Below are 24,811 nucleotides of genomic sequence, written 5' to 3'. Positions count from 1 at the left end.
CGGCCCCGGGTCGGCTCCAGGGGCCGCCGACGGCCTGGGCCCCGGGGCGCGGGACGGCCGGAACGGCGGCGGAACCGGGAATGCGAGATTTTCTTCCTCGTTGAGGTTTCCGCGGAAGGGCGCGGGGGGAGGACGGGTTTACACCCCGCGATCACGCTCTGCCTGTGCCGCACCACCATGCGGTACGCCGCGGTCCGCTTCCGCAGAGCGGGCGTGGGTGTCCGGCACGGTCGCCGCCCGGCAGGGTGAGCGCTGGGCACTCCACCGGAGACGTGATCGCCCCTTCCCAACGGCACACCCCCGTGCCACCGACCCACGACCCAGGACGAGGGGGCGCAGCATGGACGCTTTCACCGCAGGACTTCTGCAGCGCATAAAGACGACCGAGTCCGACCTGTCCCGGGCCCGCGACGAGGGGGACGAGTTCCTCGTCGAGGTGGAGCTGGGCGAGCTCGACGACCTGCGCCGTCTCGCTGCCGAGCACGGTGTGGAGGTCGGCGCGACCGGCGTCTGACCGGCCCGTGAGCGACGGGGCCCCGGCGGAATCCAGCGCCGGGGCCCCGTCGTCGCGCCGTGTCGGCGGCGGGCCGACGGGACCTCCTCCGCGGGACCGGGGCCGTCAGGCGCCGAAGTCCACCAGCAGCCGCTGGAGGGGCTCGAACACGGCCGGGGTGGCCGCGATCGTCAGCTCGCCCGACGGGCGTTCCCCGGGGCGTCCACCGGTCACCGCGCCCGCCTCCCGGGCGATCAGGTCGCCCGCCGCGAGGTCCCAGGGGTGCAGTCCGCGTTCGTAGTAGCCGTCCAGGCGTCCCGCGGCCACGTCGCACAGGTCGATCGCGGCCGAGCCGCCGCGCCGGATGTCGCGCACCAGCGGGATCAGCCGCCGCGCGATCTCGGCCTGTTCGGCGCGGACGTCGGCGACGTAGTTGAAGCCGGTGGAGACCAGCGCCCGGTCGAGCGGCGCGGCGGCACGGCAGGCGAGCCGGCGCTCACCGTCCCAGGCGCCGGTCGCCCAGGCCCCGCCGCCGCGCACCGCGTGGTAGGCCTCGCCCCGCATGGGGGCCACGACCACCCCGGCGACCCGCTCGCCGTCCTGCTCGGCGGCGATGGAGACCGCCCAGGTGGGCAGCCCGTACAGGTAGTTGACCGTGCCGTCGAGCGGGTCGATGACCCAGCGGACGCCGCTCGTGCCCTCGGTGGAGGCGCCCTCCTCCCCGAGGAAGCCGTCGTGGGGACGGCGGTCGGCGATCAGGCCGGTGATCAGCTTCTCCGCCGCGATGTCCATCTCGGTGACCACGTCGATCGGGCTGGACTTGGTGGCGGCGACCGCGAGGTCGGCGGGGCGGCCGTCGCGCAGCAGCTCGCCCGCGCGGCGGGCGGCCTCCTGGGCGATCTTCAGCAGGTCGGCGTGGAGCGGGTCGGTCGTCACGTCGGTCACGGGGTTCCTCACGCGTAGGGGCTGTCGGCGCCCGCGGCGGCGGGACGCGGGGCACGGGCGGGGCAGCAGCCGACCGGGCACAGGTTGTGGCTCGCGCCCAGGGCGCCCAGGGCGCACGGCGTGACCTCCCGGCCGCGCTCGGCGGCGGCCCGCTCCAGGACGAGGTCGCGGACGGCGGCGGCGAACCGCGGGTCGGCGCCGACGGTGGCCGAACGGCGCACCGGCAGCCCGAGCTCCCCGGCCTTGGCCGTGGCCTCCGTGTCGAGGTCGTACAGGACCTCCATGTGGTCGGAGACGAAGCCGATGGGGGCCATCACCACGGCGGGCACGCCGGCGGCGTGGCGCTCTTCCAGGTGGTCGCAGATGTCGGGCTCCAGCCACGGGATGTGCGGGGCGCCGGAGCGCGACTGGTAGACGAGCTGCCAGGGATGGTCGACGCCGGTGCGCTCGCGGACCGCGTCGGCGATCACCCGGGCCACGTCCAGGTGCTGGCGGACGTACGCCCCGCCGTCGCCGTGCTCCTCGACCGGGCCGGAGGTGTCCGCTGCGGAGGTGGGGATCGAGTGGGTCGAGAACGCGATGTGCGCGGCGTCCCGGACCTCCTCCGGGAGCTCGGCGAGGGACCGGACGACACCGTCGACCATGGGCTCGACGAAGCCGGGGTGGTTGAAGTAGTGGCGGAGCTTGTCGATCTCCGGCAGCTCCAGCCCCTCGGCCTCCAGGGCGGCGAGCGCGTCCGCGAGGTTCTCCCGGTACTGGCGGCAGCCCGAGTACGAGGCGTAGGCGCTGGTGGCGAGGACGAGGATCCGGCGGTGGCCGTCGCGGACCATCTCGCGCAGGGTGTCCGTCAGGTACGGCGCCCAGTTGCGGTTGCCCCAGTAGACCGGCAGGTCCAGGCCGTGCTCGGCGAAGTCCTCGCGCAGGGCGTCCAGCAGGGCCCTGTTCTGGTCGTTGATGGGGCTGACCCCGCCGAAGAGGAAGTAGTGCCGGCCGACTTCCTTGAGGCGTTCCTTCGGGATGCCGCGCCCGCGTGTCACGTTCTCCAGGAACGGGACCACGTCGTCCGGGCCCTCCGGGCCGCCGAACGAGAGCAGGAGCAGGGCGTCGTAGGGGCTGGCATCGAGCACGTCAGACATGTCTCGATCCTGCCACCCGGTACTGACAGCGGTGAAACGGTGGGGGTAGCGACCGTGCGCGCGCCGGACCTTTCGCCGGACCGGAGGGGTGATGCCGGGCCACCTGACGAGTAAGCTGTATCGACTGTGTTCGCGCCTTACCGAGCACCTTACTGAGCCGTTCCGGAGACACCGTTGCCCAGCCCCTACCGCGCCCTGTTCACCGCCCCCGGAACCAAGCGTTTCTCCGCCGCGGGCTTCCTCGGCCGGATGCCGCTGTCGATGATGGGCATCGGCGTGGTCACGATGATCTCGCAGCTCACCGGGCGGTACGGACTGGCCGGGGCCCTGTCGGCCACCATCGCACTGTCCGCCGCCGTGGCCGGGCCGCAGGTCTCCCGCCTGGTGGACCGGTACGGCCAGCGACGGGTGCTGCGCCCGGCGACCCTGGTCTCGCTCGCCGCGGCGGCCGTACTGCTGCCGGCCGCGCACTACGGGTGGCCGGACTGGGTGCTGTTCGCGGCCTGCGTCGGCGTCGGCTGCGTGCCGAGCCTCGGCGCGATGGTCCGGGCCCGGTGGGCGGCCCTGTACCGGGGCACCCCGCAGCTGCACACCGCGTACTCCTTCGAGTCCGTGGTGGACGAGATCTGCTTCATCTTCGGACCGATCATCTCCATCGGCCTGTCCACGGCGTGGTTCCCGGAGGCCGGGCCGCTGCTCGCCGCCTGCTTCCTGGCGGCGGGCGTCTTCTGGCTGACCTCGCAGCGCGCCACCGAGCCGGAGCCGCATCCGCGTGAGCACAAGGGCGGCGGCACCGCGCTGCGCTCCCGGGGCCTGCAGGTCCTGGTCGGCACGTTCACGGCGACGGGCACGATCTTCGGGGCCATCGACGTCGTCACCGTGGCCTTCGCCGAGGACGAGGGCCACAAGGCCGCCGCCAGTCTGGTGCTCGCCCTGTACGCGGCGGGTTCGTGCACGGCGGCCATGATTTTCGGACTGATGCGCTTCGCCGGACCGCCCGAACGTCGTTGGCTCCTGGGCGTCTGTGCGATGGCCGTGAGTATGATCCCCCTCCTACTGGTCGGAAACCTGCTGTCTCTGGCCGTGGCGCTGTTCGTTGCGGGTCTGTCGATCGCTCCCACGATGATCACGACCATGTCCCTCATCGAAGAGCACGTACCGCGCACGCAGCTCACCGAGGGCATGACCTGGGTGAGCACCGGCCTCGCGGTCGGGGTCGCGCTCGGCTCCTCCGCGGGAGGCTGGGTGATCGACGCATCCGGGGCGCGTGCCGGGTACGGGGTTCCGGCGGTGGCCGGGGCCGTCGCGGTCGCGGTCGGTTTCCTCGGGTACCGCCGGCTCAAGCGGCCGGAACCGCGTCGGGGAGGGACCGTTGAGCAGTACACGCACGGTGATCGGGAAGACGAGCGGAAAGAACGGCACATGGCGTAACTGGGGCGGCAACGTCTCCGCGCGCCCCGCGCGGGAGGTCACCCCGGCCTCCGTCGAGGAGCTGGCCGAAGCCGTTCGCAGGGCGGCCGAGGACGGGCTGCCGGTCAAGGCCGTCGGCACCGGACACTCCTTCACGTCCATAGCCGCGACCCACGGCGTGCTGGTACGCCCTCGGCTCATGACCGGCATCCGCAGCGTCGACCGCGCCGCCATGACGGTCACGGTCGAGGCCGGCACGCCGCTCAAGAGGCTCAACCTGGCCCTCGCGCGGGAGGGCCTGTCGCTGGCGAACATGGGCGACATCATGGAGCAGACCGTGGCCGGAGCCACCTCCACCGGCACCCACGGCACGGGCCGCGACTCCGCCTCGATCGCCGCCCAGATCCGGGGCCTGGAACTGGTCACGGCGGACGGCTCGGTGCTGACCTGTTCCGAGAAGGAGAACCCCGAGGTCTTCGCCGCCGCCCGGATCGGCCTCGGCGCCCTGGGCGTCGTCACCGCGATCACCTTCACGGTGGAGCCGGTCTTCCTGCTCACGGCCCGCGAGGAACCGATGCCGCTGGAGCGGGTCCTCTCCGACTTCGACGAACTGTGGGCCGAGAACGAGCACTTCGAGTTCTACTGGTTCCCGCACACCGGCAACACCAACACCAAGCGCAACAACCGCAGCGCCGGACCCGAGCAGCCGGTGGGGCGGCTCCGGGGCTGGTTCGAGGACGAGTTCCTGTCCAACGGCGTGTTCCAGGCGGCCAACCACGTCGGGCGCGCGGTGCCCGCCACCGTCCCGGCGATCGCGCGGGTCTCCAGCAAGGCGCTGTCCGCGCGGACGTACACGGACATCCCCTACAAGGTCTTCACCTCTCCGCGCCGGGTGCGGTTCATGGAGATGGAGTACGCCGTCCCGCGCGAGGCCGTCGTCGAGACGCTGCGTGAGCTGAAGGCGATGGTCGACCGGTCACGGCTCCGGATCAGCTTCCCGGTGGAGGTGCGGACGGCCCCGGCCGACGACATCACGCTGTCCACGGCCTCGGGCCGCGACAGCGCGTACATCGCCGTGCACATGTTCCGGGGTACGCCCTACCAGGCGTACTTCACCGCCGCCGAGCGCGTCTTCACGGCCCACGGCGGACGGCCGCACTGGGGGAAGGTGCACACCCGGGACGCCGAGTACTTCTCCCGGGTGTATCCGCGCTTCAGCGAGTTCACGGCGCTGCGGGACCGTCTTGATCCGGACCGTCTGTTCCGGAACGACTATCTGCGCCGGGTTCTCGGGCCGTAGCCGACGGGCCGGGGTCCGGGCTCGTGGTCCCGCCCGAGCCCTCGGCCCCGGTGGCGTCCGGCGTGGGCGTCGGACTCGTCGCCGTGCCGCCGTCCTGCGAAGGGGTGCCGTCCGACGGCGTGCTGTCGGCGGTGCGGTCAGGGGTGCCGGACGGGGTCGCGGCCGGGGCGTCGTCAGCGGAGCCGGAATCCCCCGGGCCGCCGGTTTCCCGGGAGTCCTGCGGGTCGCCGCTGTCCGCCGGATCGCTCGGGCGGTCCGAGTCCGAGTCCGAGTCCTCCTTGTCCGAAGCGGACCTGTGGTTGCCCGTGAAGGCGTTTCCGACGGTGGTGCTCCGGTCGCCGCTCAGACTGTGGCCGGAGGCCAGTTCGTACGCGGTGATCCCGCCCATGGTGACACCGAAGACGAGGGCCGCCGCGATCACCGGACGCTTCCAGCCGCGCGTCCGCGCGCGGTAGACGGTGCCCTCGGTGAACTCGCCCGGGACGGGCGCCGCGCGCCCGTCGGCGCGTCCGGCGCCGGCGGCGGCTTCGGCGGCTCGCCTGACCCGCAGCTGCTCGCCGGTGCGCTTGAAGAAGTGCTGGAGGACCGAGCCTCCACAGGTGGCGATGACACTGATCAGGCCGGCTCCGAGGATCGTGCCGTACACGCCGAAGGAGGAGGCGAGCTTGGCGGCCACCACCGCCGCCAGCGCGCTCCCCGCGACCTGGGGCAGGCTCAGGTCGATTCGCTTGGTCTCCCCCTCCGTACGCACGTCCGCATCGTCCACGGTATCGGGCTTTTCACGCATCCCCGGACCTTGCCCACCTTTCCCGTACGTGATCGATCAACTGCACGAGAAAGGGACGTACGAACGAAACCATTAGTTCCGTTTCTGGTGATTGCGTGAAGTACGCCACGCTCCGGAGCGTGGAAATCACACCGGGGCGGCCCGGTGCTCCCCCTCGCCGGAAGTCGGGCGGCGTGCCGATCCACGCACGTGGCCCGAATGGAGTACTGTTGCGAGCCCTGGGTCCGGTCTCCCGTCAGGGGGTTCAGGGCCTTGAAGGACCGCCGGGAGGGGGCTAGTTGCACAGGGTGACCGAGTTGGTCACTTGGCGTTGCGAATAGGTACCGTGCCATAACGGCGTTCCAGGGCTCACGCCCGACACGCCGGGCAACTCGGCAAGGTTGTGGCAGGCTGCACCCGGGCAGGCCACACTCGACAGAGCGGAAGCAGCGACGCACGTGACGTCGGCAGGCACCACCCGGGAGGTCCCCATGCCCGAACTGCGTGTCGTGGCCGTCTCGAATGACGGCACACGGCTGGTGCTGAAGGCTGCGGACAGCACGGAGTACACGCTTCCGATCGACGAGCGGCTCCGGGCCGCCGTACGCGGCGACCGTCCCCGCCTCGGCCAGATCGAGATCGAGGTGGAGAGCCATCTCCGCCCCCGCGACATCCAGGCCCGTATAAGAGCCGGTGCGACCGCGGAAGAGGTCGCCACGATGGCCGGCATCCCCGTCGACCGGGTACGCCGCTTCGAGGGGCCCGTACTGGCCGAGCGCGCCTTCATGGCGGAGCGGGCCCGCAAGACCCCCGTCCGCCGTCCCGGCGAGAACTCCGGCCCGCCCCTCGGTGAGGCGGTCCAGGAGCGGCTGCTGCTGCGCGGCGCCGACAAGGACACCGTCCAGTGGGACTCCTGGCGCCGTGACGACGGCACCTGGGAGGTCCTGCTGGTCTACCTCGTCGCGGGCGAGCCGCACTCGGCGAGCTGGACGTACGACCCGCCCCGGCGGCTCGTCCAGGCCGTCGACGACGAGGCACGCGCGCTGATCGGCGAGTCCGACGACCTCGCGGCGCCCGAGCCCAGTTTCCCGTTCGTCCCGCGCATCGCGCGGCTGCCACGGGACCGTCCGCTGGACCGTTCCCTCGACCGGGAGCAGCGGGAGCGGCCGAGCCTGCCTCCACCGCCGTCCGAACCGGCCGAGGAGACCGCGGCGACCGCCTCGGCCGAGCGCGAACGGGACTCCCTCACCAGCCTCCTGGAGGCGGTGCCGAGCTTCCGGGGCGACCTGGTGGTGCCCGAGCGCGCTGCGGAACCGGCGGAGGAGCCCGCCGAGGAGCCCGAGGTGGAGGAACCCCCGGCGCCGGCGGCGTCGGCCGGTTCCGCCTATGCCGACGTCCTGATGCCGCGGTCCGTGGCCAGCCACCGCGACCGTCTCACCGGCTCCACCGACCGCCAGGCCGAGGCCGACGGCGTCCGGCCGGGCCGCCGCGCGGCGGTGCCGAGCTGGGACGAGATCGTGTTCGGAACGCGGCGGAAGAAGCAGGAGTAGACAGGAGTAGAGGGGCCTTCGGGCACGAGGACGAGGACGAGGGCCGCACCCGCGTGGGTGCGGCCCTGACCCGGTCCGTCGACCGGCCCGGTCCCCCGGCCCGCTCGGCCATCGACCGGCCCGGTTCCTCGATCTGCCCGGTTCCTCGATCTGCCCGGCCCGTCGGCCTTCTCGCCCCGTCGACCGGCTCGGCTCGGCTCGTCGACCGGCTCAGCTCGTCGACCGGCTCGGCTCGTCGACCTGGTGTCGGCCTGCCTACTGAGGGTCGGGGCCCACCGCGACCGGCCGCTCCGGATCCGTCGACCACTCCGACCAGGAACCCACGTACAGCGACGCCGGGATGCCCGCCACCGCGAGTGCCAGCACCTCGTGGGCACCCGAGACCCCCGAGCCGCAGTACACGCCGACCTCGCCGTCCTCCGCGGCACCCAGGGCCTCGAAGCGCGCCCGGAGTTCCTCGGCGGGCAGGAAGCGGCCGTCCGCCGCGACGTTGTCGGTCGTCGGCGCCGACACGGCGCCCGGAATGTGGCCGCCGACCGGATCGATGGGCTCGACTTCGCCCCGGTACCGCTCCCCCGCGCGGGCGTCGAACAGCACCCCGGAGCGGGCCAGCGCGGCGGCCCCGTCGGCGTCCAGCAGCCCCGCCGCACCCGGCGCGGGCGTGAAGTCACCCTCCGCGGGGGCGGGGACGTCCGTCGACAGCGGCGCCTCCCAGGCCGGCAACCCGCCGTCGAGGACCCGCACGTTCGGGTGACCCGTCCAGCGCAGCAGCCACCAGGCACGGGCCGCCGCCCACCCCTGTCCGCCGTCGTACACGACGACCGGCCGGCCGGACGACACGCCCGCCCGGCGCATCGCGGCGCCGAACCGGGCCATGTCGGGCAGCGGGTGCCGGCCGCCGACGCCGGGCACGGAGGCCAGTTCCCTGTCCAGGTCCACGAAGACGGCCCCGGGCAGGTGCCCGGCCGCGTACGCGGCACGGCCGTCGAACGGCGGAGCGCCCGCCGCCCCGGCCGTGCTCAACTGCCAGCGGACGTCGAGCAGGACGGGCGGATGCTCGCCCGCCAGTTCCCTCACGAGTTCGGATGCGGAGATGATGGCGTTCATGGCCCCATCCTGACCTACCGAGTGGCCGCCGCGCCGATGTCGGGCTACTCTGCCCGCCGGACAGTACCGATCACGAGGCGTACGGGTTCGGGCACATGCCGTACCAGCCGTGCAGACGGGCTGCCTCATGAGCGCGCCCCGGGCACGCGGCACCGGGACCGGTGCCGGCATCGACACGGGGGCTCCGTCGGAGCGGAAGCGGACGCACGGCCCGCGGAGGGCCGAGAAGAGAGTGACGATGACCGACGCACGGGGGTCGGCCGGCCGGAACGGTGAGACGAACACCCGGCGCCCGCCCGGCACACCCTGCTGGGTGAGCCTGACGGTGCACGGACCGGCCGCGACCCATGACTTCTACGGAGCACTGTTCGGCTGGGAGTTCCAGCCCGGCCCCCGGCAACTCGGCCCCTACGCGCGGGCCCTGCTCGACGGGCGCGAGGTGGCGGGTGTCGGCCAACTGCCCCCGGGCCGGGACCTGCCCGTCGCCTGGACGCCCTACTTCGCCTCCGACGACGTCGACCGGACGGCCGAAACGGTACGCCTGTGCGGGGGCACCGTCGGCGTGGGCCCGCTGGACGCGGACGAGGCCGGCCGCATGGCCATCTGCTGCGACCCGTCGGGCGCCGTCTTCGGCATCTGGCAGGCGGCGGCCCACCTCGGCACGGTCGTCACGGGCGTGCCCGGTACACCGGCGTGGAACGAGCTGCTGACCTTCGAGGCGGCGAGCGTCGCCAAGTTCTACGAGACGGTGTTCGGCTTCGAGCTGGTGCCGGAGGTCTCCGCCGACATCGACTACATGACCCTGCTCCTCGACGGTCACCCCGTCGCGGGCGTCCACGGCACCGGCGACACCCTGCCGCGCGACCGGGGACCGCACTGGACGACGTACTTCGAGGTGGCGGACGCGGAGGAGTCCCTGGAGCGGCTCGCCGGTCTCGGCGGGCGTGTCCTGGAGCGCGTCCGCGACACGCCGCACGGCCGGGTGGCGACGGTGGCGGATCCGGAGGGGGCGCGGTTCGCGCTGCTGCAGAGTCCGCGGTGACGCCGGGGGATGAACCTGCCCGCTCGGCGTCCGGAGCCGCTTGTTCGGTTTCGGTCGGGACACAGTCCGGCAGGCACGTGGCCTCCGGAGACGACCGGAAGAACATCCTGCGCCCAGTCCGTCTTCCCCGGACCGTCCGGGGACGGGTGCCCGCCCCAGCAGGGCCGCGAGGTGCGCTACGGATCGGGCGGAAACGTCACGGACGGCCCCGGCAGTCGTGCACGTCCGGCGTCCGTGAGGCGAAGGCCGTCAGCGGGCCACCGGCAGTACGTCCGGCGACAGGGCCGCCGCGCGGGACGTCGCCGCCGTCATGCGGCGGCGGTGGTGGCGTCGGCACAAGACCTCGTAGCCGACCTCGTCGGGGGACTGGGCGACGTCGCCGACGACCACCTGGGCGCCCTCGACGACCATGACGCCGCCCACGGTGCGGGCGTTGTGCGTGGCGCGGGCGCCGCACCAGCACAGGGCCTCCACCTGGAGCACCTCGACACGGTCGGCGAGTTCGACCAGGCGCTGGGAGCCGGGGAACAGCTTGGAGCGGAAGTCGGTGGTGATGCCGAAGGCGTACACGTCGACGTCGAGGTCGTCGACCACGCGCGCGAGCTGGTCTATCTGGTCCGGTGCCAGGAACTGCGCCTCGTCCGCGATCACGTAGTCCACGCGCCCGCCCTGCGAGAGGTGGTCGACGACGTAGGCGTACAGGTCCTGTCCGTCCGCGACCTCCACCGCGTCGGTGACCAGGCCGAGCCGCGAGGAGAGCTTGCCCTCGCCCGCGCGGTCGTCGCGGGTGAAGATCATGCCGGCCAGGCCCCGGGCCGAGCGGTTGTGCTCGATCTGGAGAGCCAGCGTCGACTTCCCGCAGTCCATCGTTCCGGAGAAGAACACCAGCTCGGGCATGGGGAGTCGAACACCTTTCGGCAGTGGGGTGAGTGGGGCGGGGTGCGGGACGGAGGTTCAGGAGCGTACTTCGAGCAGGGGGACGAGCTGCTCGGCGGGGGTCATCGACCCGTGGTTGCCGACCATCGCCGACTCCCTCGGCTCCCGCTCCGAGGCGATGAGCAGGACGTCGTCGCGCGCGGCGGCCACCACGTCACCGATGCGGTCGTACACCCGGTCGTCGATGCGGGGGCCGAACCAGCCCGCCGCGATCGCCTCGTCCCGGGACGCCACCCAGAACTGCTCACCGAGCACCTCGCGCCAGCAGGTCAGGACGTCGTTGTGGGCGCCGGGAACGGCGTACACGTGGCGGGCGCGGCCCTCGCCGCCGAGGAGGGCGACGCCCGCCTTCAGCTCCCAGTCCTCGTCGAAGTCGATGCGGTGGTCCTCGTCGAAGGGCACGTCGATCATGCCGTGGTCGGCGGTGACGTAGAGGGCGCTGCGCGGCGGCAGCTGCTCGGCGAGGCGCTGGACGAGCCGGTCGACGTGGGCGAGCTGGCCGCGCCAGGTGTCGGAGTCGACACCGAAGCGGTGGCCGGCGCCGTCGACCTCGGCGTAGTACGTGTAGACGAGGGCGCGGTCGGCGGCGGCCAGCTGTTCGGCGGCCACGTCCATGCGGTCCTCGCCGGACAGCCGGCCGTGGAAGGTGCCGCCGCTGAGGGCGACCTTGGTCAGCGGCGTGTTCGCGAAGGTCGGTGAGGAGACCTGCGCGGCGTGCACGCCCGCCTCGTGGGCGCGGTGGAAGACGGTGGGGTACGGCTGCCAGGGACCCGGCGCCGTCCACGGCTGCCAGCGCAGCTGGTTCATCAGCTCGCCGGTGTCCGGGTTGCGCACGGTGTAGCCGGGCAGGCCGTGGGCGCCCGGCGGCAGGCCGGTGCCGACGGAGGCGAGGGAGGTCGCGGTGGTCGCCGGGTAGCCGGCGGTGATCGGGCGTCCGGTGCCGCCGCGTGAGCTGCTCAGCAGCGAGCTCATGAAGGGGGCGTCCTCCGGGTGCGCCCGCAGTTGCTCCCAGCCGAGGCCGTCGATCAGGAACACGCAGTTCCGGTCGGCGGGGGTCAGCTCGGTGATTCCGGGGGTCATGCCGGGGACGCCGAGGCCGGCGGCCAGCGTGGGCAGCAGGTCGGCGAGCGAGCCGCTGCCGTACTCGGGTACGGGGGCGGAGTCGACGGGGAGCGGTTCCGGGTGGGTGTCCCAGGCGGCGGGCTGCACCATCAGCGGGCGGAGTCCGCGGTCGCCTCGGAGAGGGCCTGCGCGAAGGTGAGGGCCTGGCGCACCGTCTCCGGGCCGTCCCCGGCCTCGCTGACGCGCAGGCTGAGGTCGTCGGCGGTCGAGCTTCCGGTGTAGCCGTGGTCGGCCTCGCAGTTGGGGTCGCCGCAGGCGGCCGGCTCGAGGTCGAGGCGGGAGACGGCGCCCCAGCCGATGGTCAGCACGATCTCGCGGGGCAGCGTGCCCGGCTTGTACTGCTCCGGGTTGGCGACCACGCGGCTGACGACGATGGACGAGATCCGGCCGAGCTTGACCGACTCCGTGGACGTCGTGGCGTACGGCGTCGGGGACGTGTCGTCGGCGGCCTGCTCGTCGGTGTGACTGACGATGAAGCGGTTGCCGGTGAGCACCAGCACGGTCACGTGCCGGCGCACCTCGTTCTGGTCGAACGTGGTCTCCTGATGGACCAGGTACGACCGGATGGGCTCGCCGCCCACGGCGGCCTCCACCGCCTCGGCCACGAGGGCCGGGTAGTAGCCGCTGCGTTCGATCGCCGCTCGCAGCCCCTGGGTCGTCGTACTGGTCTTGGCCATGCCGTCCATCCTACGGGGACCCACTGACTGCGCGGCACGCTCGTGCGGCCCCCGGCCCGCTCCGTGCGTGCTCGGTACGCGGTCAGTACGCCGGCAGGGTCCGCGGGCCGAGGTCGTCCCTGGCGGGAGGGGGCGCGAGGCGGACGGAGGCGCTGAGGACGCTCAGGCCGCGCTGGGCGACGACGACCGGCTCCAGGGTGACGGCGACGACCTCGGGGTGGTCGTCGACCAGCCGGGAGACCCGCAGCAGCACCTCCTCCAGGGCGGCGGTGTCGACCGGGGCCGAGCCGCGCCAGCCGAAGAGGAGGGGGGCCGTGCGGATCGAGCGGACCAGCGAGGTGGCCTCCCGGTCGGTGACCGGGATCAGCCGGTGCGCCATGTCGCCGAGCAGCTGGGTGGCGGCCCCGGCCAGCCCGAAGGAGAGCACCGCGCCGGCCGCCGGGTCGATGACCGCCCGTACGACCGTGTCGACGCCGCGCGGGGCCATGCCCTGCACCACCGGGCGCAGTTCCTCGGGCTTGCCGAACAGCTCGGTCAACTCGGCGTACGCCCGCCGCAGTTGCTCCTCGTCCGGGAGGTCCAGGCGTACGCCGCCCAGGTCGGCGCGGTGACGCAGGTGGGGGGCGGTGGCCTTGAGTGCGACGGGGTAGCCGAGGGTCCGCGCGGCGGCGACGGCGTCGTCGGGGGTGGGCGCGGGCAGCGCGTGGTGGACGTGGACGCCGTAGCGGCCGAGCAGCTCGCAGGTCTCCTGGGCGCCGAGCGTGAGGCCCTGGCCGCGCGCGAGGTGCCCGCCGATGAGCTCCGCGGCGCCCCTCTCGTCGATGTCCTCGTACTCCGGCACCTTGCCGGGGTCGGCGGCGTCGCGTCGCCACTGGGCGTAGGAGACCGCGTGGGCGAGGGCGCGGACGGCGCGTTCGGCGGCGGGATAGGCGGGGATGAGGTGGGTGCCTTCGGGGGCCCGGACGGTGGGCGGCCGCTGGGCCGGGGCGGTGGGCCGGGACTCCTCGGGGGCGCCCGAAGCGGCCTGCGGTGCCGTGCTCGCCGCCGCGGACAGGGCCTCCGCGAGCCCGCCCAGCTCCACGTGGACCACCAGGACCGGCTTGGCGGGCACCGCGGCCGCCGCCGAGCGCAGGGCCTCCGCGAGCGCCGCGTCTCCCGCCGACCCCTCCCCCACCGTCGGGATGGCGGTCACCACGACCGCGTCGCACGTGGCGTCGGCCAGGGCCCGGGACAGGGCCGCGTGGAAGTCGTCCGCCGAGGCGGCCGTGGTCAGGTCCAGGGGCGGGTGGGGCCGCAGCCCCTCGGAGAGGCACGCGTCGTACGTGAGCAGTCCCAGCGACTCGGAGTTCCCCAGGATGGCCACCCTCGGCCCTGGGGGCAGGGGCTGGCGCGCGAGCAGCAGGCCCGCGTCGACCAGGTCCGTGATCGTGTCGACGCGGATCACGCCGGCCTGCCTCAGCAGTGCGGAGACCGTCGCGTGCGGCAGCCGCGTCGCCTGTACCGCGTGCCCCTGCGGTGCCACGCCGCCGTGCCGGGCCCCCTGCACCACGACCAGGGGCTTGGCGGCGGCCGTCCGCCGGGCCAGGCGCGTGAACTTGCGCGGGTTGCCGATGGACTCCAGGTACATCAGGGCGACGTCGGTCTCCGGGTCGTCGTACCAGTACTGCAGGACGTCGTTGCCGGAGACGTCGGCGCGGTTGCCGGAGGAGACGAAGGTCGACACGCCCGTGACGCCGGTGACCCCGCCGCCGCGCCGGTGCAGCCGGGACAGCAGGGCGATGCCGATCGCGCCGGACTGGGCGAACAGGCCGATCCGTCCGGGGCGGGGCGTCTCGGGGGCGAGGGAGGCGTTGAGCCGCACCTGCGGGGAGGTGTTGATGATCCCGAAGGCGTTGGGCCCGATGATCCGCATGCCGTACGAGCGCGCCTGCCGTACGAGGGCGCGCTGGCGTCCACGTCCCTCGGGGCCGCTGTCGGCGTACCCGGCGGAGATCACGACCAGGCCCTGCACACCGTGCTCGCCGCACTCGGTGACGACCTCGGGGACGTGCTCCGCGGGCACGGCGACGACGGCGAGGTCGACGGGCCCCTCGATGTCGCGCACCGAGCGGCGCGCGGGCACCCCGTCGAGTTCCCCGCGCTCCTCGGGAAAGGCCTTGTTCACGGCGTACAGCCGGCCGGTGTAGCCCGCGTCCCGTATGTTGCCGAGGATGCTGCGGCCGACGCCGCCCGGCGCGCGGCCGGTGCCGACGACCGCCACCGAGCCGGGCTGCAACAGCCGCTGGACGGACCGCGCCTCCGCGCGGTGTTCGCGCGCGTACTGCACGGCGAGCGAGCGGTCGGTGGGTTCGAGGTCGAACTCCAGGCGGACCACGCCGTCCTCGAAGCTGCGCTTCTGGGTGTACCCGGCGTCCATGAACACCTTGATCATCTTGGTGTTGGCGGGCAGCACCTCGGCGGCGAAGCGGCGGATGCCGCGCTCACGCGCGACGGCCGCGATGTGTTCCAGGAGCGCCGAGGCGACGCCGCGCCCCTGGTGTGCGTCCTGGACGAGGAAGGCGACCTCGGCCTCGTCGGCCGGTGCGGACGCGGGCGTTCCCCCCGCGCCGATGCGGTCGTAGCGTACGGTGGCGATGAACTCGCCGCCGATCGTGGCCGCGAGCCCCACCCGGTCGACGAAGTCGTGGTGTGTGAAACGGCGGACGTCCTTGGCGGACAGGCGAGGGTACGGCGCGAAGAAGCGGTAGTACTTCGACTCGTCGGAGACCTGCTCGTAGAAGCTGACCAGACGCTCGGCGTCATCGACGGTGATGGGGCGGACGCGCGCGGTACCGCCGTCGCGCAGCACCACGTCGGCCTCCCAGTGGGCGGGGTACTCGTGCCGGTCCGACGAGGTCTGCATGGGCCCCAGAGTACGGCTCGCGTACGACAACGGCGCGAGGCAGTCTGTGGACGACGGCAGGCCGGGCCGAGGCCGCGGTCCGACGGCCGCCCACCCCGGGGAGCGTGTCCGTCCGGGCATGCCTCACGATGTGGGAAACTGGTCTAGACAACCCTGAACACCTGAAGGGCAGCATCACATGGCTGAGCGCCGCGTCAACGTCGGCTGGGCCGAGGGTCTCCACGCCCGCCCCGCCTCCATCTTCGTCCGAGCCGCCACGGCCACAGGCGTCCCGGTGACGATCGCCAAGGCCGACGGGGCCCCCGTCAACGCGGCCTCCATGCTGGCCGTCCTCGGTCTCGGCGCCCAGGGCGGCGAGGAGATCGTCCTCGCCTCCGACGCCGAGGGCGCGGAGGCCGCCCTGGAGCGGCTGGCGAAGCTGGTCTCCGAGGGTCTCGAAGAACTCCCCGAGACCGTCTGAGCGACGGCAGCACCGAAAGGCCCGCCCCGGACCGGACCACGGAGTGGGCCTTTCGCTTTCCCTTTTCCGGGCAGCAGAAAATGGCCCCCGGAATCAGCTCCTCTTTGTATACGGCGCCCGCGTTAATGCCGCAGGCTCGACATGTTTACGGGACGTTGCGAGTTCCTCACACGTTCCGCCCGCTGGTCACCGTCGGAGGCGAATCGCAACCGGTGGGCCGGTACCGACCGCTCGGTGTGCAGCGCCATGAGCGCCCGCGCGCGCTCGGCGTCGCCCCGGGCCACCGCGTCGACGATCGCGCCGTGCTCCGCCCAGCACTCCACCGGCCCGGCCGGCGCGTCCACGGCGTACATCCAGGCGATCTTGTGGCGCAACTGGGTCAGCAGCGCCGTCAGGGAGGGACTGCCGGCGGCCTGCGCGAGGGTCTCGTGGAACCAGCCGCCCAGTGAACGCAGGTCCTCGCCGCTGCCCCGCCTGGCGCGTTCCTGGCCCAGTCTGACCAGCCCGCGCAGCACCTTGAGATGGGCCTCGGTGCGGCGCCGGGCGGCCCGGGAAGCGCCGAGCGGCTCCAGGAGCGTACGCGTCTCCAACAGGTCGGCGGCCTCCTGCTCGGACGGCTCCGCGACGCACGCGCCCGCGTGCCGCCGGGTCACCACGAACCCCTCGGCCTCCAGCGTGCGCAGCGCCTCGCGGACGGGGACGCGGGAGACGCCGTAGCGGCGGGCGAGGAGTTCCTCGGTGAGCCGGCTGCCGCGTCCGTGGACGCCGGCGACGATGTCGTCCCGGATCGCCGTGCACACCGAGTGCGCCGGAATACGCATGACCGACCTCCGCCTTAATCCCCGTGAAACGTCGACGATTGACGTGTGTTCCGTGACTCTAGGCCAATGGGGCGGACATTCGGACGGCGCGGCGGATTTCATGGATATTTTTTGGACAACACCGCCCCCGGAAATCCGAAAGCCCCGGCTCGGGGAGCCGGGGCTTTCGGTCGCCGTGCCGTCCGCCGTCAGACGTTGACGCCGTGGGAGCGGAGGTAGGCGACGGGGTCGATGTCCGAGCCGTACTCGGGGCTCGTGCGGGCCTCGAAGTGCAGGTGGGGTCCGGTGACGTTGCCGGTGGCACCGGAGAGGCCGATCTGCTGGCCGGCGACGACCGACTGACCCACCCGGACGCCGATGGACGACAGGTGGCCGTACTGGGTGTACGTGCCGTCGTGCATCCTGATCACGACCTGGTTGCCGTACGCGCCGCCCCAGCCGGCCTCGACGACCGTGCCGACGCCGACCGCGTGCACGGTGGTGCCGCTGGAGGCGTGGAAGTCGATGCCGGTGTGACTGCCGGAGGACCACAGGGAGCTGCCGGCCTGGTAGGCGGTGGAGACGTAGGAGGCGGTGATCGGCGCCACGAAGGTGTTGAGGCGCTTGCGCTCCGCCTCGCGCGCGGCGCGCTCCTTGGCCTCGCGCGCCTCCTCGGCCGCCTCGGCCGCCCGCTCGCGCGCGGCCTCCTCGGCCGCCTCACGGGCGGCGGCGTCCAGGGCGGCCTGCTTCTGCGCGGCGGCCTGGGCGTCGATCTCGTGGGCCACGGAGTCGCCGATGGTGACGACCGGGGTGAGTCCGCTCTGCTCCACCTCGGGCTCGGCGGCGAGCGCCGGAGCCGCGAGGGTGCCGACGACGCCGGTGGTCGCGAGGGCCGCGACACCCGCCGCGCGGGCGGTGGTGCGGTGCATCCGGCTGGGACGGCGGTGCTTACCGGTGGCGCGCGTGAACGCCATGTGGAGGCTGTTCCTTTCCTTCCCTCTCGCCTACCGGGTTAGCTGACGGGTTCGGAGCAGGAAGGTCTCCTACGGACCCCCGCGCTGGGCGCGGGCGTCCGATTCACCCCAGGGACTGCGGTGGGTCCCCGGCTCCCCTGGCTCGCGCCGTACGGGGACTCGGCGATGACTGTCCGGTGCCGCGGGTGCGGCGCACTGCCTGACGAACAGCCCGGACGACGCTAGACGCGGCTGCCTTCAATCCTCAAACGCAACCGGCTTTTTGTAGCGCATGCCACAGGGCAGACGGGCAGCCTCTCTCTCAATTCGGACAAAAGGCAGCCCTGGTGACACATCCGTCACCAGGGCCCCTTCACCCGTCCGCCCTACTCGGCGGCCACCACGGTGACTTCGCCGATGCCGAGGGCCTCGACCGGCTCCTTGATCTGCGCCGCGTCACCGACGAGGACCGTCACCAGCCGGTCCACCGGGAAGGCGTTCACCACCGCCGCCGTGGCCTCCACCGTGCCGGTCTCGGCGAGTTGACGGTAGAGCGTGGCCTGGTAGTCGTCGGGCAGGTGCTGCTCGACCTGGTCGGCCAGCGTGCTCGCCACGGCCGCCGCGGTCTCGTACTTCAGCGGCGCCACACCGACGAGGTTCTGCACCGCGACGTCGCGCTCGGCGTCGGTGAGCCCGCCCTCGGCGAGCGTGCGCAGCACGGTCCACAGGTCCTGCAGGGCGGGGCCGGTGTTGGGGGTGTCGACGGAGCCGCTGATGGCGAGCATGGCGGCGCCCGTGCCGTCGGGGGCGGACCGCAGGACCTGGCCGAACGCCCGTACGCCGTAGGTGTATCCCTTCTCCTCACGCAGGACGCGGTCCAGGCGGGAGGTGAGGGTGCCGCCCAGGCAGTAGGTGCCGAGCACCTGCGCGGGCCACACGCGATCGTGCCGGTCGGCGCCGGTGCGGCCGATCAGCAACTGCGTCTGGACCGCTCCGGGGCGGTCCACGATGACGACCCGGCCGGTGTCGTCGGCGGTCACCCGGGGCACGGGGCGCGGCTCGGCGGTGGAACCGGTCCACGCGCCCAGCGTGTCGCCGAGCAGCGCGTCGAGGTCGACGCCGGTGAGGTCGCCGACCACCACGGCGGTGGCCGTGGCGGGGCGGATGTGCTTCTCGTAGAAGGCGCGCACGGCCCCCGAGTCGATGCGCGCGACCGTCTCCTCGGTGCCCTGACGCGGGCGCGACATGCGTGCCTCGGCCGGGAACAGTTCCTTGGAGAGTTCCTTGGCCGCGCGGCGGGAGGGGTTGGCCAGCTCGTGCGGGATCTCGTCGAGGCGATTGCGGACCAGCCGTTCCACTTCGCTGTCCGCGAACGCGGGCGCCCTCAGGGCGTCGGCGAGGAGGCCGAGCGCCTTGGCGAGACGTGAGGCCGGCACCTCCAGGCTCAGTCGGACGCCGGGGTGGTCGGCGTGCGCGTCGAGGGTGGCGCCGCAGCGCTCCAGCTCGGCGGCGAACTCCTCCGCGGAGTGCTTGTCGGTGCCCTCGGAGAAGGCGCGCGCCATGATCGTGGCGACGCCGTCGAGACCGGCCGGCTCGGCGTCCAGGGGTGCGTCGAGGAGCACCTCGACGGCGACGACCTGCTGACCGGGGCGGTGGCAGCGCAGCACGGTGAGGCCGTTGCCGAGGCTGCCGCGCTCGGGGGTCGGGAAGGCCCACGGCTTGGGCTCACCGGCCTGCGGCCGCGGGTGGAATTCCATGGTGGCGAGCTCGGTCACTTGGCCGCCTCCTCGTTCTCGTCGGTGGCGTCGGAGTCGGCGTCGGTCACGGAGACGGTGACGGTGGTCTCGTCGGTGGTCTCGTCGGCGGGGGCGGTGGGCTCGTAGACGAGCACCGCGCGGTTGTCGGGCCGCAGGCGGGCCTTGGCGATCTCCTGGACCTCCTCCGCGGTCACCTCGAGCACCCGCTGCACGGCGGTCAGGGCGAGCTGCGGGTCGCCGAACAGGACGGCGTACCGGCACAGTTCGTCGGCGCGGCCCGCGACCGTGCCGAGGCGGTCGAGCCACTCGCGCTCCAGCTGGGCCTGGGCCCGCTCCATCTCCTCGGCCGTGGGTCCCTCCTCGGCGAACCGGGCGAGCTCCTCGTCGATGGCGGCCTCGATGACGGGCACCTCGACGTCACCGGACGTCTTCACGTCCAGCCAGCCCAGGGAGGGCGCCCCGGCCAGGCGCAGCAGGCCGAACCCTGCGGCGACGGCCGTGCGGTCGCGCCGCACCAGCCGGTTGTACAGGCGGGACGACTCGCCGCCGCCCAGGACGGTGAGCGCCAGGTCCGCCGCGTCGCACGCGCGCGTGCCGTCCTCCGGCAGCCGGTAGGCCGCCATCAGCGCGCGGGCCGGGACCTCCTCCTCGACGATCTCGCGCAGCTGCTCACCCATGACGTCGGGCAGCGAGCCGTCCCGGGGGGCGGGCTTGCCGTCGTGCGAGGCGATGGAGCCGAAGTACTTCTCGATCCAGGCGAGCGTCTGCTCCGGGTCGATGTCGCCGACGACCGACAGCACGGCGTTGTTCGGCGCGTAGTACGTGCGGAAGAACGCGCGCGCGTCCTCCAGCGTCGCCGCGTCCAGGTCGGCCATCGAGCCGATCGGCGTGTGGTGGTAGGGGTGGCCCTCCGGGTAGGCGAGCGCGGTCAGCTTCTCGAAGGCCGTGCCGTAGGGCACGTTGTCGTAGCGCTGGCGGCGTTCGTTCTTGACGACGTCCCGCTGGTTCTCCATCGACTCGTCGTCCAGGGCGGCCAGCAGGGAGCCCATGCGGTCGGCCTCCAGCCAGAGGGCGAGCTCCAGCTGGTGGGCGGGCATGGTCTCGAAGTAGTTGGTGCGCTCGAAGCTGGTGGTGCCGTTGAGCGAGCCGCCCGCGCCCTGCACCAGTTCGAAGTGGCCGTTGCCCTTGACCTGGGCGGAGCCCTGGAACATCAGGTGCTCGAAGAGGTGAGCCAGGCCGGTACGCCCCTTGACTTCGTGGCGGGAGCCGACGTCGTACCAGAGGCACACCGCCGCGACCGGGGTCAGGTGGTCCTCGGAGAGCACCACGCGCAGGCCGTTGGCCAGGCGGTGCTCGGTCGCTGTCAGGCCGCCGGAGCCTGCCTGGGCTGTGGCCGTGTGACCCATGGGCATGTACGTCCCTTCGATCGCGGAAAACTGAGTGGAATCATTGGGCGGAACTGCGGAATTCCCACCGATCCTGCCACTGTATGCAAGCGTGCGGGGCGTCGGTGGAGTTCCCGGGTCTCGTACGCCGAGAGCGAGAATGGGGTTGGCGAGCCGCCGGACACGAGGGCGTACGCTGCGGGCAGCCCCGGGCGGCCGGGCAGCCCGTGACGGGTCCTGGTCGGTCGCTGTCAGTGCCGCGGTCCACAATGGACCGCGTCAGATCACCGTTCACGCTTCAGCAAGGAGCCGGCAGCGATGGCCCGCCGTAGTACGAAGACCCCGCCGCCCGACGACTCGTACGAGGAGAAGATCCTCGACATCGACGTCGTCGACGAGATGCAGGGCTCCTTCCTCGAGTACGCGTACTCGGTCATCTACTCCCGCGCCCTGCCGGACGCCCGCGACGGACTCAAGCCGGTGCACCGCCGCATCGTCTACCAGATGAACGAGATGGGCCTGCGCCCCGAGCGTGGCTACGTCAAGTGCGCGCGCGTCGTCGGCGAGGTGATGGGCAAGCTCCACCCGCACGGCGACGCGTCGATCTACGACGCCCTGGTGCGCATGGCCCAGTCGTTCTCGATGCGCGTGCCCCTCGTCGACGGCCACGGCAACTTCGGCTCGCTGGGCAACGACGACCCGCCGGCCGCCATGCGGTACACCGAGTGCCGGATGGCCGAGGCCACCAGCCTGATGACGGAGTCGATCGACGAGGACACCGTCGACTTCGGCCCCAACTACGACGGCCAGGAGCAGGAGCCGGTGGCCCTGCCCGCCGCCTTCCCGAACCTGCTGGTCAACGGAGCCTCGGGCATCGCGGTCGGCATGGCCACGAACATGCCGCCGCACAACCTGCGCGAGGTGATCGCGGCCGCCCGGCACCTGATCCGGTACCCGAACGCCGACCTCGAAGCCCTGATGAAGCACGTGCCGGGTCCCGACCTGCCCACCGGCGGCCGGATCGTCGGCCTCCCCGGCATCCGGGACGCGTACGAGACGGGCCGCGGCACCTTCAAGATCCGCGCGACGGTGTCCGTGGAGACGGTGACCGCCCGCCGCAAGGGCCTCGTCGTCACCGAGCTGCCCTTCGCGGTCGGCCCGGAGAAGGTGATCGCCAAGATCAAGGACCTGGTCGGCTCGAAGAAGCTCCAGGGCATCGCCGACGTCAAGGACCTCACCGACCGCGAGCACGGACTGCGCCTGGTCATCGAGATCAAGAACGGCTTCGTGCCGGAGGCGGTCCTGGAGCAGCTCTACAAGCTGACGCCGATGGAGGAGTCCTTCGGCATCAACAACGTCGCCCTGGTCGACGGCCAGCCCCTCACCCTGGGCCTCAAGGAGCTGCTGGAGGTCTACCTCGACCACCGCTTCGACGTCGTGCGGCGCCGCAGCGAGTACCGCCGGACCAAGCGCCGCGACCGTCTGCACCTGGTCGAGGGCCTGCTCACCGCGCTGATCGACATCGACGAGGTCATCCGCCTCATCCGCTCCAGCGAGAACTCCGCGCAGGCCAAGCAGCGCCTGATGGAACGCTTCTCGCTGAGCGACGTCCAGACGCAGTACATCCTGGACACGCCGCTGCGCCGGCTCACCAAGTACGACCGCGTCGAGCTGGAGGCGGAGAAGGACCGGCTCAACACGGAGATCGAGGAGCTGACCCGGATCCTGGACTCCGACGCGGAGCTGCGCAAGCTGGTCTCCGCCGAACTGGCCGCGGTGTCGAAGAAGTTCGGCACCGACCGGCGTACGGTGCTGCTGGAGTCGTCCGGCGCCCCGGTGGCCGCCGTGCCGCTCCAGGTGGCCGACGACCCGTGTCGGGTGCTGCTGTCCTCCACGGGTCTCCTGGCCCGTACCGCGAACGACGAGCCCTTCGCCCCGGAGGCCGGCGCCAAGCGCGTCAAGCACGACCTGATCGTCTCGGCGGTGCCGGCCACGGCGCGGGGCGAGGTGGGCGTGGTGACGTCCGCCGGGCGTCTGCTGCGGGTGAACGTCGTGGACCTGCCCCAGCTCCCGGAGTCCATGCCGACGCCCAACCTCTCGGGGGGCGCGCCGCTGGCGGAGTTCGTGTCCCTCGAGGACGACGAGTCGGTGATCTGCCTGACCACGCTGGACGAGTCCTCGCCCGGCCTGGCGCTCGGTACGGAACAGGGCGTCGTCAAGCGCGTGGTGCCCGACTACCCGTCCAACAAGGACGAGCTGGAGGTCATCACGCTCAAGGAGGGCGACCGGATCGTCGGCGGGGCCGAGCTGCGTACCGGCGAGGAGGACCTGGTCTTCATCACGGACGACGCGCAGTTGCTGCGCTACCAGGCCTCGCAGGTCCGCCCGCAGGGCCGGCCGGCGGGTGGTGTGGCGGGCATCAAGCTCGCCGACGGCGCGAAGGTCATCTCCTTCACGGCGGTGGACCCGGCCGCGGAAGCGGTGGTCCTCACGGTCGCCGGTTCGCGCGGCACGCTGGACGACTCCGTGCAGACCACGGCCAAGCTCACGCCGTTCGACCAGTACCCGCGCAAGGGCCGCGCCACGGGTGGTGTGCGCTGCCAGCGGTTCCTCAAGGGGGAGGACTGCCTGGCCTTCGCCTGGGCGGGCGCCACCCCGGCGCTGGCCGCGCAGAAGAACGGCACCCCGGCGCAGCTCCCGGACATCGACCCGCGCCGCGACGGCTCGGGCGTGTCGCTGCCGAAGACGGTGTCGGTGGTGGCCGGCCCGGCTTAAGGGCCCGTACGTTCCACGGGGTCCGGCTCGTCCGGGTCCTCGTCGTCCGGGTCCTCGTCGTCCGGATCGTCGGCGTCCGGATCGTCGCCGTCCGCGTCATCGCCGTCCCGGTCCTCGTCGTCCGGGTCCGGTACGTAGCGCAGGACGCCCCACATGCCGTGCTCGTCGGCGTGCGGGGCGTCACTGCGGCACGCGTCGAGCTCCTTGCCGAGGGCCGGCGCGTCGATGCCCGAGCCGATGAGCACCAGCTGGGTGCGGCGCGCTTCGTCGGGCGTCCAGGCCTCCGGGTAGAAGCGCAGGAAGCGTCCGACCGCGTGGACGGCGTACCGGTTCCGCGTGTCGTTCGGACCGAAGTCGACGTACCCCTTGATCCGGTACAGGCCCTCCGGCCGGCTGTCGAGGAACCGCATGAGCCGGCGCGGGTCGAGGGGGACGTCGGAGACGAACGACAGGGTGTCGTAGGCGGCGTGCAGGTGCTCGGCGTACGCACCGTGCGCGGAGTGATCGTGCAGGTCGTCGAAGGACAGCTGCCCCACGCGCTCCTCGCTCGGCCGGCAGTCGTAGAGGAACTCGGGGTCGATGCGGCCGTAGGTCGCGGGCACGACGGCGGCGCGGTCGCTGAGCGAGCGGACGAGGGCGAGCACCCGCTCGGCGTCCGGGGCCCGGTCGGTCTTGTTGACCACGACCAGGTCGGCCAGCGCCAGATGCCGGTCGATCTCGGGGTGCTTCGCACGCGTGTCGTCGAACTCGGCGGCGTCGACGACCTCGACGAGCCCGCCGTAGACGACCTCCGGCTGCTCGCTGGCCAGGAGCATGCGCACGAGTTCCTGCGGTTCGGCGAGACCGCTGGCCTCGATGACGATGACGTCGATACCGGCATCGGGCCGGGCGAGCCGCTCCAGGTAGCCGTCGAGTTCACCGGCGTCGACGGCACAGCACAGGCACCCGTTGCCCAGCGAGACGGTGGAGTCGCCGAGGGCGCCGGCGACGGCCATCGCGTCGATCTCGATCGAGCCGAAGTCGTTGACGATGGCACCGATCCGGCTGCCTCCGCTGCGGTGCAGGAGGTGGTTGAGGAGTGTGGTCTTTCCGGAGCCGAGGAATCCGGCGAGTACGACAACCGGGATCTGCTGCGGAGTCGGGCGGTGCCCCACCGTGCGGCCTCTCTCTCACCACGTGTACGCCGGTCCGTGAGACGGCGTACGCCCACCTACGGAATTGCCTGCTCAGAATACGAGCCGCCGCGGCGCCCGAGCGGTCGACGGTCGGCACCTGTTCGCCGCTCCGCCGAGCGA

At 72.6% G+C, this 24,811-nt stretch carries 20 protein-coding genes and 1 riboswitch; of the genes, 7 read left to right on the top strand and 13 right to left on the bottom strand.

What is annotated here, in order from left to right:
• Positions 1-340: 340 nt before the first annotated feature.
• Positions 341-514, top strand: coding sequence for a hypothetical protein (locus KUM32_RS12905; RefSeq protein ID WP_167392522.1), 174 nt, complete (start codon positions 341-343; stop codon positions 512-514).
• Positions 515-619: 105 nt separating this feature from the next.
• Here KUM32_RS12905 and KUM32_RS12900 read toward each other — a convergent pair whose 3' ends face one another.
• Both KUM32_RS12900 and KUM32_RS12895 read right to left on the bottom strand, forming a co-directional pair.
• Complete coding sequence (locus KUM32_RS12900) at positions 620-1,438, bottom strand: inositol monophosphatase family protein (RefSeq protein ID WP_217141992.1); 819 nt, start codon at positions 1,436-1,438, stop codon at positions 620-622.
• 8 nt (positions 1,439-1,446) lie between these two features.
• The gene (locus tag KUM32_RS12895) at positions 1,447-2,574 is read right to left on the bottom strand and encodes a ferrochelatase (protein ID WP_217141991.1); all 1,128 of its coding nucleotides are present in this window, start codon (positions 2,572-2,574) and stop codon (positions 1,447-1,449) included.
• Between the two features lie 174 nt (positions 2,575-2,748).
• Between KUM32_RS12895 and KUM32_RS12890 the strand changes: the two genes are divergently transcribed.
• Both KUM32_RS12890 and KUM32_RS12885 read left to right on the top strand, forming a co-directional pair.
• On the top strand, positions 2,749-4,005 hold the full coding sequence (locus KUM32_RS12890; protein WP_217141990.1) for an MFS transporter: 1,257 nt from the start codon (positions 2,749-2,751) through the stop codon (positions 4,003-4,005).
• Entirely contained in the window at positions 3,947-5,284 is a 1,338-nt protein-coding gene (locus KUM32_RS12885) for a D-arabinono-1,4-lactone oxidase (protein ID WP_254405471.1), read from the top strand. The genes KUM32_RS12890 and KUM32_RS12885 overlap by 59 nt, the downstream gene beginning before the upstream one ends.
• Here KUM32_RS12885 and KUM32_RS12880 read toward each other — a convergent pair.
• A complete protein-coding gene (locus KUM32_RS12880; RefSeq protein WP_217141989.1) occupies positions 5,208-6,071 on the bottom strand; it encodes a hypothetical protein in 864 nt (287 codons plus the stop codon). The genes KUM32_RS12885 and KUM32_RS12880 overlap by 77 nt on opposite strands.
• 470 nt (positions 6,072-6,541) lie before the next feature.
• Between KUM32_RS12880 and sepH the strand changes: the two genes are divergently transcribed.
• Entirely contained in the window at positions 6,542-7,600 is a 1,059-nt protein-coding gene (sepH, locus tag KUM32_RS12875; RefSeq protein WP_217141988.1) for a septation protein SepH, read from the top strand.
• 255 nt (positions 7,601-7,855) lie between these two features.
• Here the strand turns inward: sepH and KUM32_RS12870 are convergent, their stop codons facing one another.
• A complete protein-coding gene (locus KUM32_RS12870; RefSeq protein ID WP_217141987.1) occupies positions 7,856-8,707 on the bottom strand; it encodes a sulfurtransferase in 852 nt (283 codons plus the stop codon).
• A 238-nt stretch (positions 8,708-8,945) separates the two neighbouring features.
• Between KUM32_RS12870 and KUM32_RS12865 the strand changes: the two genes are divergently transcribed.
• On the top strand, positions 8,946-9,749 hold the full coding sequence (locus tag KUM32_RS12865) for a VOC family protein (RefSeq protein ID WP_217141986.1): 804 nt from the start codon (positions 8,946-8,948) through the stop codon (positions 9,747-9,749).
• Between the two features lie 249 nt (positions 9,750-9,998).
• Here KUM32_RS12865 and KUM32_RS12860 read toward each other — a convergent pair whose 3' ends face one another.
• The 4 genes from KUM32_RS12860 to KUM32_RS12845 all read right to left on the bottom strand — a co-directional run bounded on the left by KUM32_RS12860 (position 9,999) and on the right by KUM32_RS12845 (position 15,386).
• Positions 9,999-10,646, bottom strand: coding sequence for a thymidine kinase (locus KUM32_RS12860; RefSeq protein ID WP_217141985.1), 648 nt, complete (start codon positions 10,644-10,646; stop codon positions 9,999-10,001).
• A 57-nt stretch (positions 10,647-10,703) separates the two neighbouring features.
• A complete protein-coding gene (locus KUM32_RS12855) occupies positions 10,704-11,897 on the bottom strand; it encodes an alkaline phosphatase family protein (RefSeq protein WP_217141984.1) in 1,194 nt (397 codons plus the stop codon).
• A complete protein-coding gene (locus KUM32_RS12850) occupies positions 11,897-12,493 on the bottom strand; it encodes a DUF5998 family protein (protein WP_217142035.1) in 597 nt (198 codons plus the stop codon). Before KUM32_RS12850 ends, KUM32_RS12855 begins: the two co-directional genes overlap by 1 nt.
• Positions 12,494-12,566: 73 nt before the next feature.
• Positions 12,567-15,386, bottom strand: coding sequence for a bifunctional GNAT family N-acetyltransferase/acetate--CoA ligase family protein (locus KUM32_RS12845; protein WP_217141983.1), 2,820 nt, complete (start codon positions 15,384-15,386; stop codon positions 12,567-12,569).
• A gap of 178 nt (positions 15,387-15,564) precedes the next feature.
• On the opposite strand from KUM32_RS12845, the gene KUM32_RS12840 reads away from it, so the two are divergent.
• On the top strand, positions 15,565-15,846 hold the full coding sequence (locus KUM32_RS12840; protein ID WP_217141982.1) for an HPr family phosphocarrier protein: 282 nt from the start codon (positions 15,565-15,567) through the stop codon (positions 15,844-15,846).
• A gap of 122 nt (positions 15,847-15,968) precedes the next feature.
• Here the strand turns inward: KUM32_RS12840 and KUM32_RS12835 are convergent, their stop codons facing one another.
• The 4 genes from KUM32_RS12835 to KUM32_RS12820 all read right to left on the bottom strand — a co-directional run bounded on the left by KUM32_RS12835 (position 15,969) and on the right by KUM32_RS12820 (position 20,768).
• Positions 15,969-16,667 carry a GntR family transcriptional regulator gene (locus KUM32_RS12835; protein WP_217141981.1) on the bottom strand — a complete coding sequence of 233 codons (699 nt, stop codon included), beginning with the start codon at positions 16,665-16,667 and terminating at the stop codon, positions 15,969-15,971.
• 188 nt (positions 16,668-16,855) lie between these two features.
• Complete coding sequence (locus KUM32_RS12830; RefSeq protein WP_217141980.1) at positions 16,856-17,620, bottom strand: M23 family metallopeptidase; 765 nt, start codon at positions 17,618-17,620, stop codon at positions 16,856-16,858.
• A 12-nt stretch (positions 17,621-17,632) separates the two neighbouring features.
• A riboswitch (cyclic di-AMP (ydaO/yuaA leader) is annotated at positions 17,633-17,795 on the bottom strand.
• Between the two features lie 190 nt (positions 17,796-17,985).
• On the bottom strand, positions 17,986-19,374 hold the full coding sequence (locus tag KUM32_RS12825; RefSeq protein WP_217141979.1) for a pitrilysin family protein: 1,389 nt from the start codon (positions 19,372-19,374) through the stop codon (positions 17,986-17,988).
• Entirely contained in the window at positions 19,371-20,768 is a 1,398-nt protein-coding gene (locus KUM32_RS12820; protein WP_217141978.1) for a pitrilysin family protein, read from the bottom strand. The genes KUM32_RS12825 and KUM32_RS12820 overlap by 4 nt, the downstream gene beginning before the upstream one ends.
• A gap of 291 nt (positions 20,769-21,059) precedes the next feature.
• On the opposite strand from KUM32_RS12820, the gene KUM32_RS12815 reads away from it, so the two are divergent.
• Positions 21,060-23,516 (top strand): DNA topoisomerase (ATP-hydrolyzing) subunit A, encoded by a 2,457-nt coding sequence (locus KUM32_RS12815; protein ID WP_217141977.1) that lies wholly within the window; start codon positions 21,060-21,062, stop codon positions 23,514-23,516.
• Here KUM32_RS12815 and KUM32_RS12810 read toward each other — a convergent pair.
• Entirely contained in the window at positions 23,513-24,670 is a 1,158-nt protein-coding gene (locus KUM32_RS12810; RefSeq protein WP_217141976.1) for a GTP-binding protein, read from the bottom strand. The two genes, KUM32_RS12815 and KUM32_RS12810, sit on opposite strands and share 4 nt — an antisense overlap.
• Between the last annotated feature and the right edge of the window lie 141 nt (positions 24,671-24,811).

It is taken from the genome of Streptomyces sp. AC627_RSS907 (genome assembly GCF_019049165.1).
This window is presented reverse-complemented; position numbering and strand designations above follow the sequence as displayed.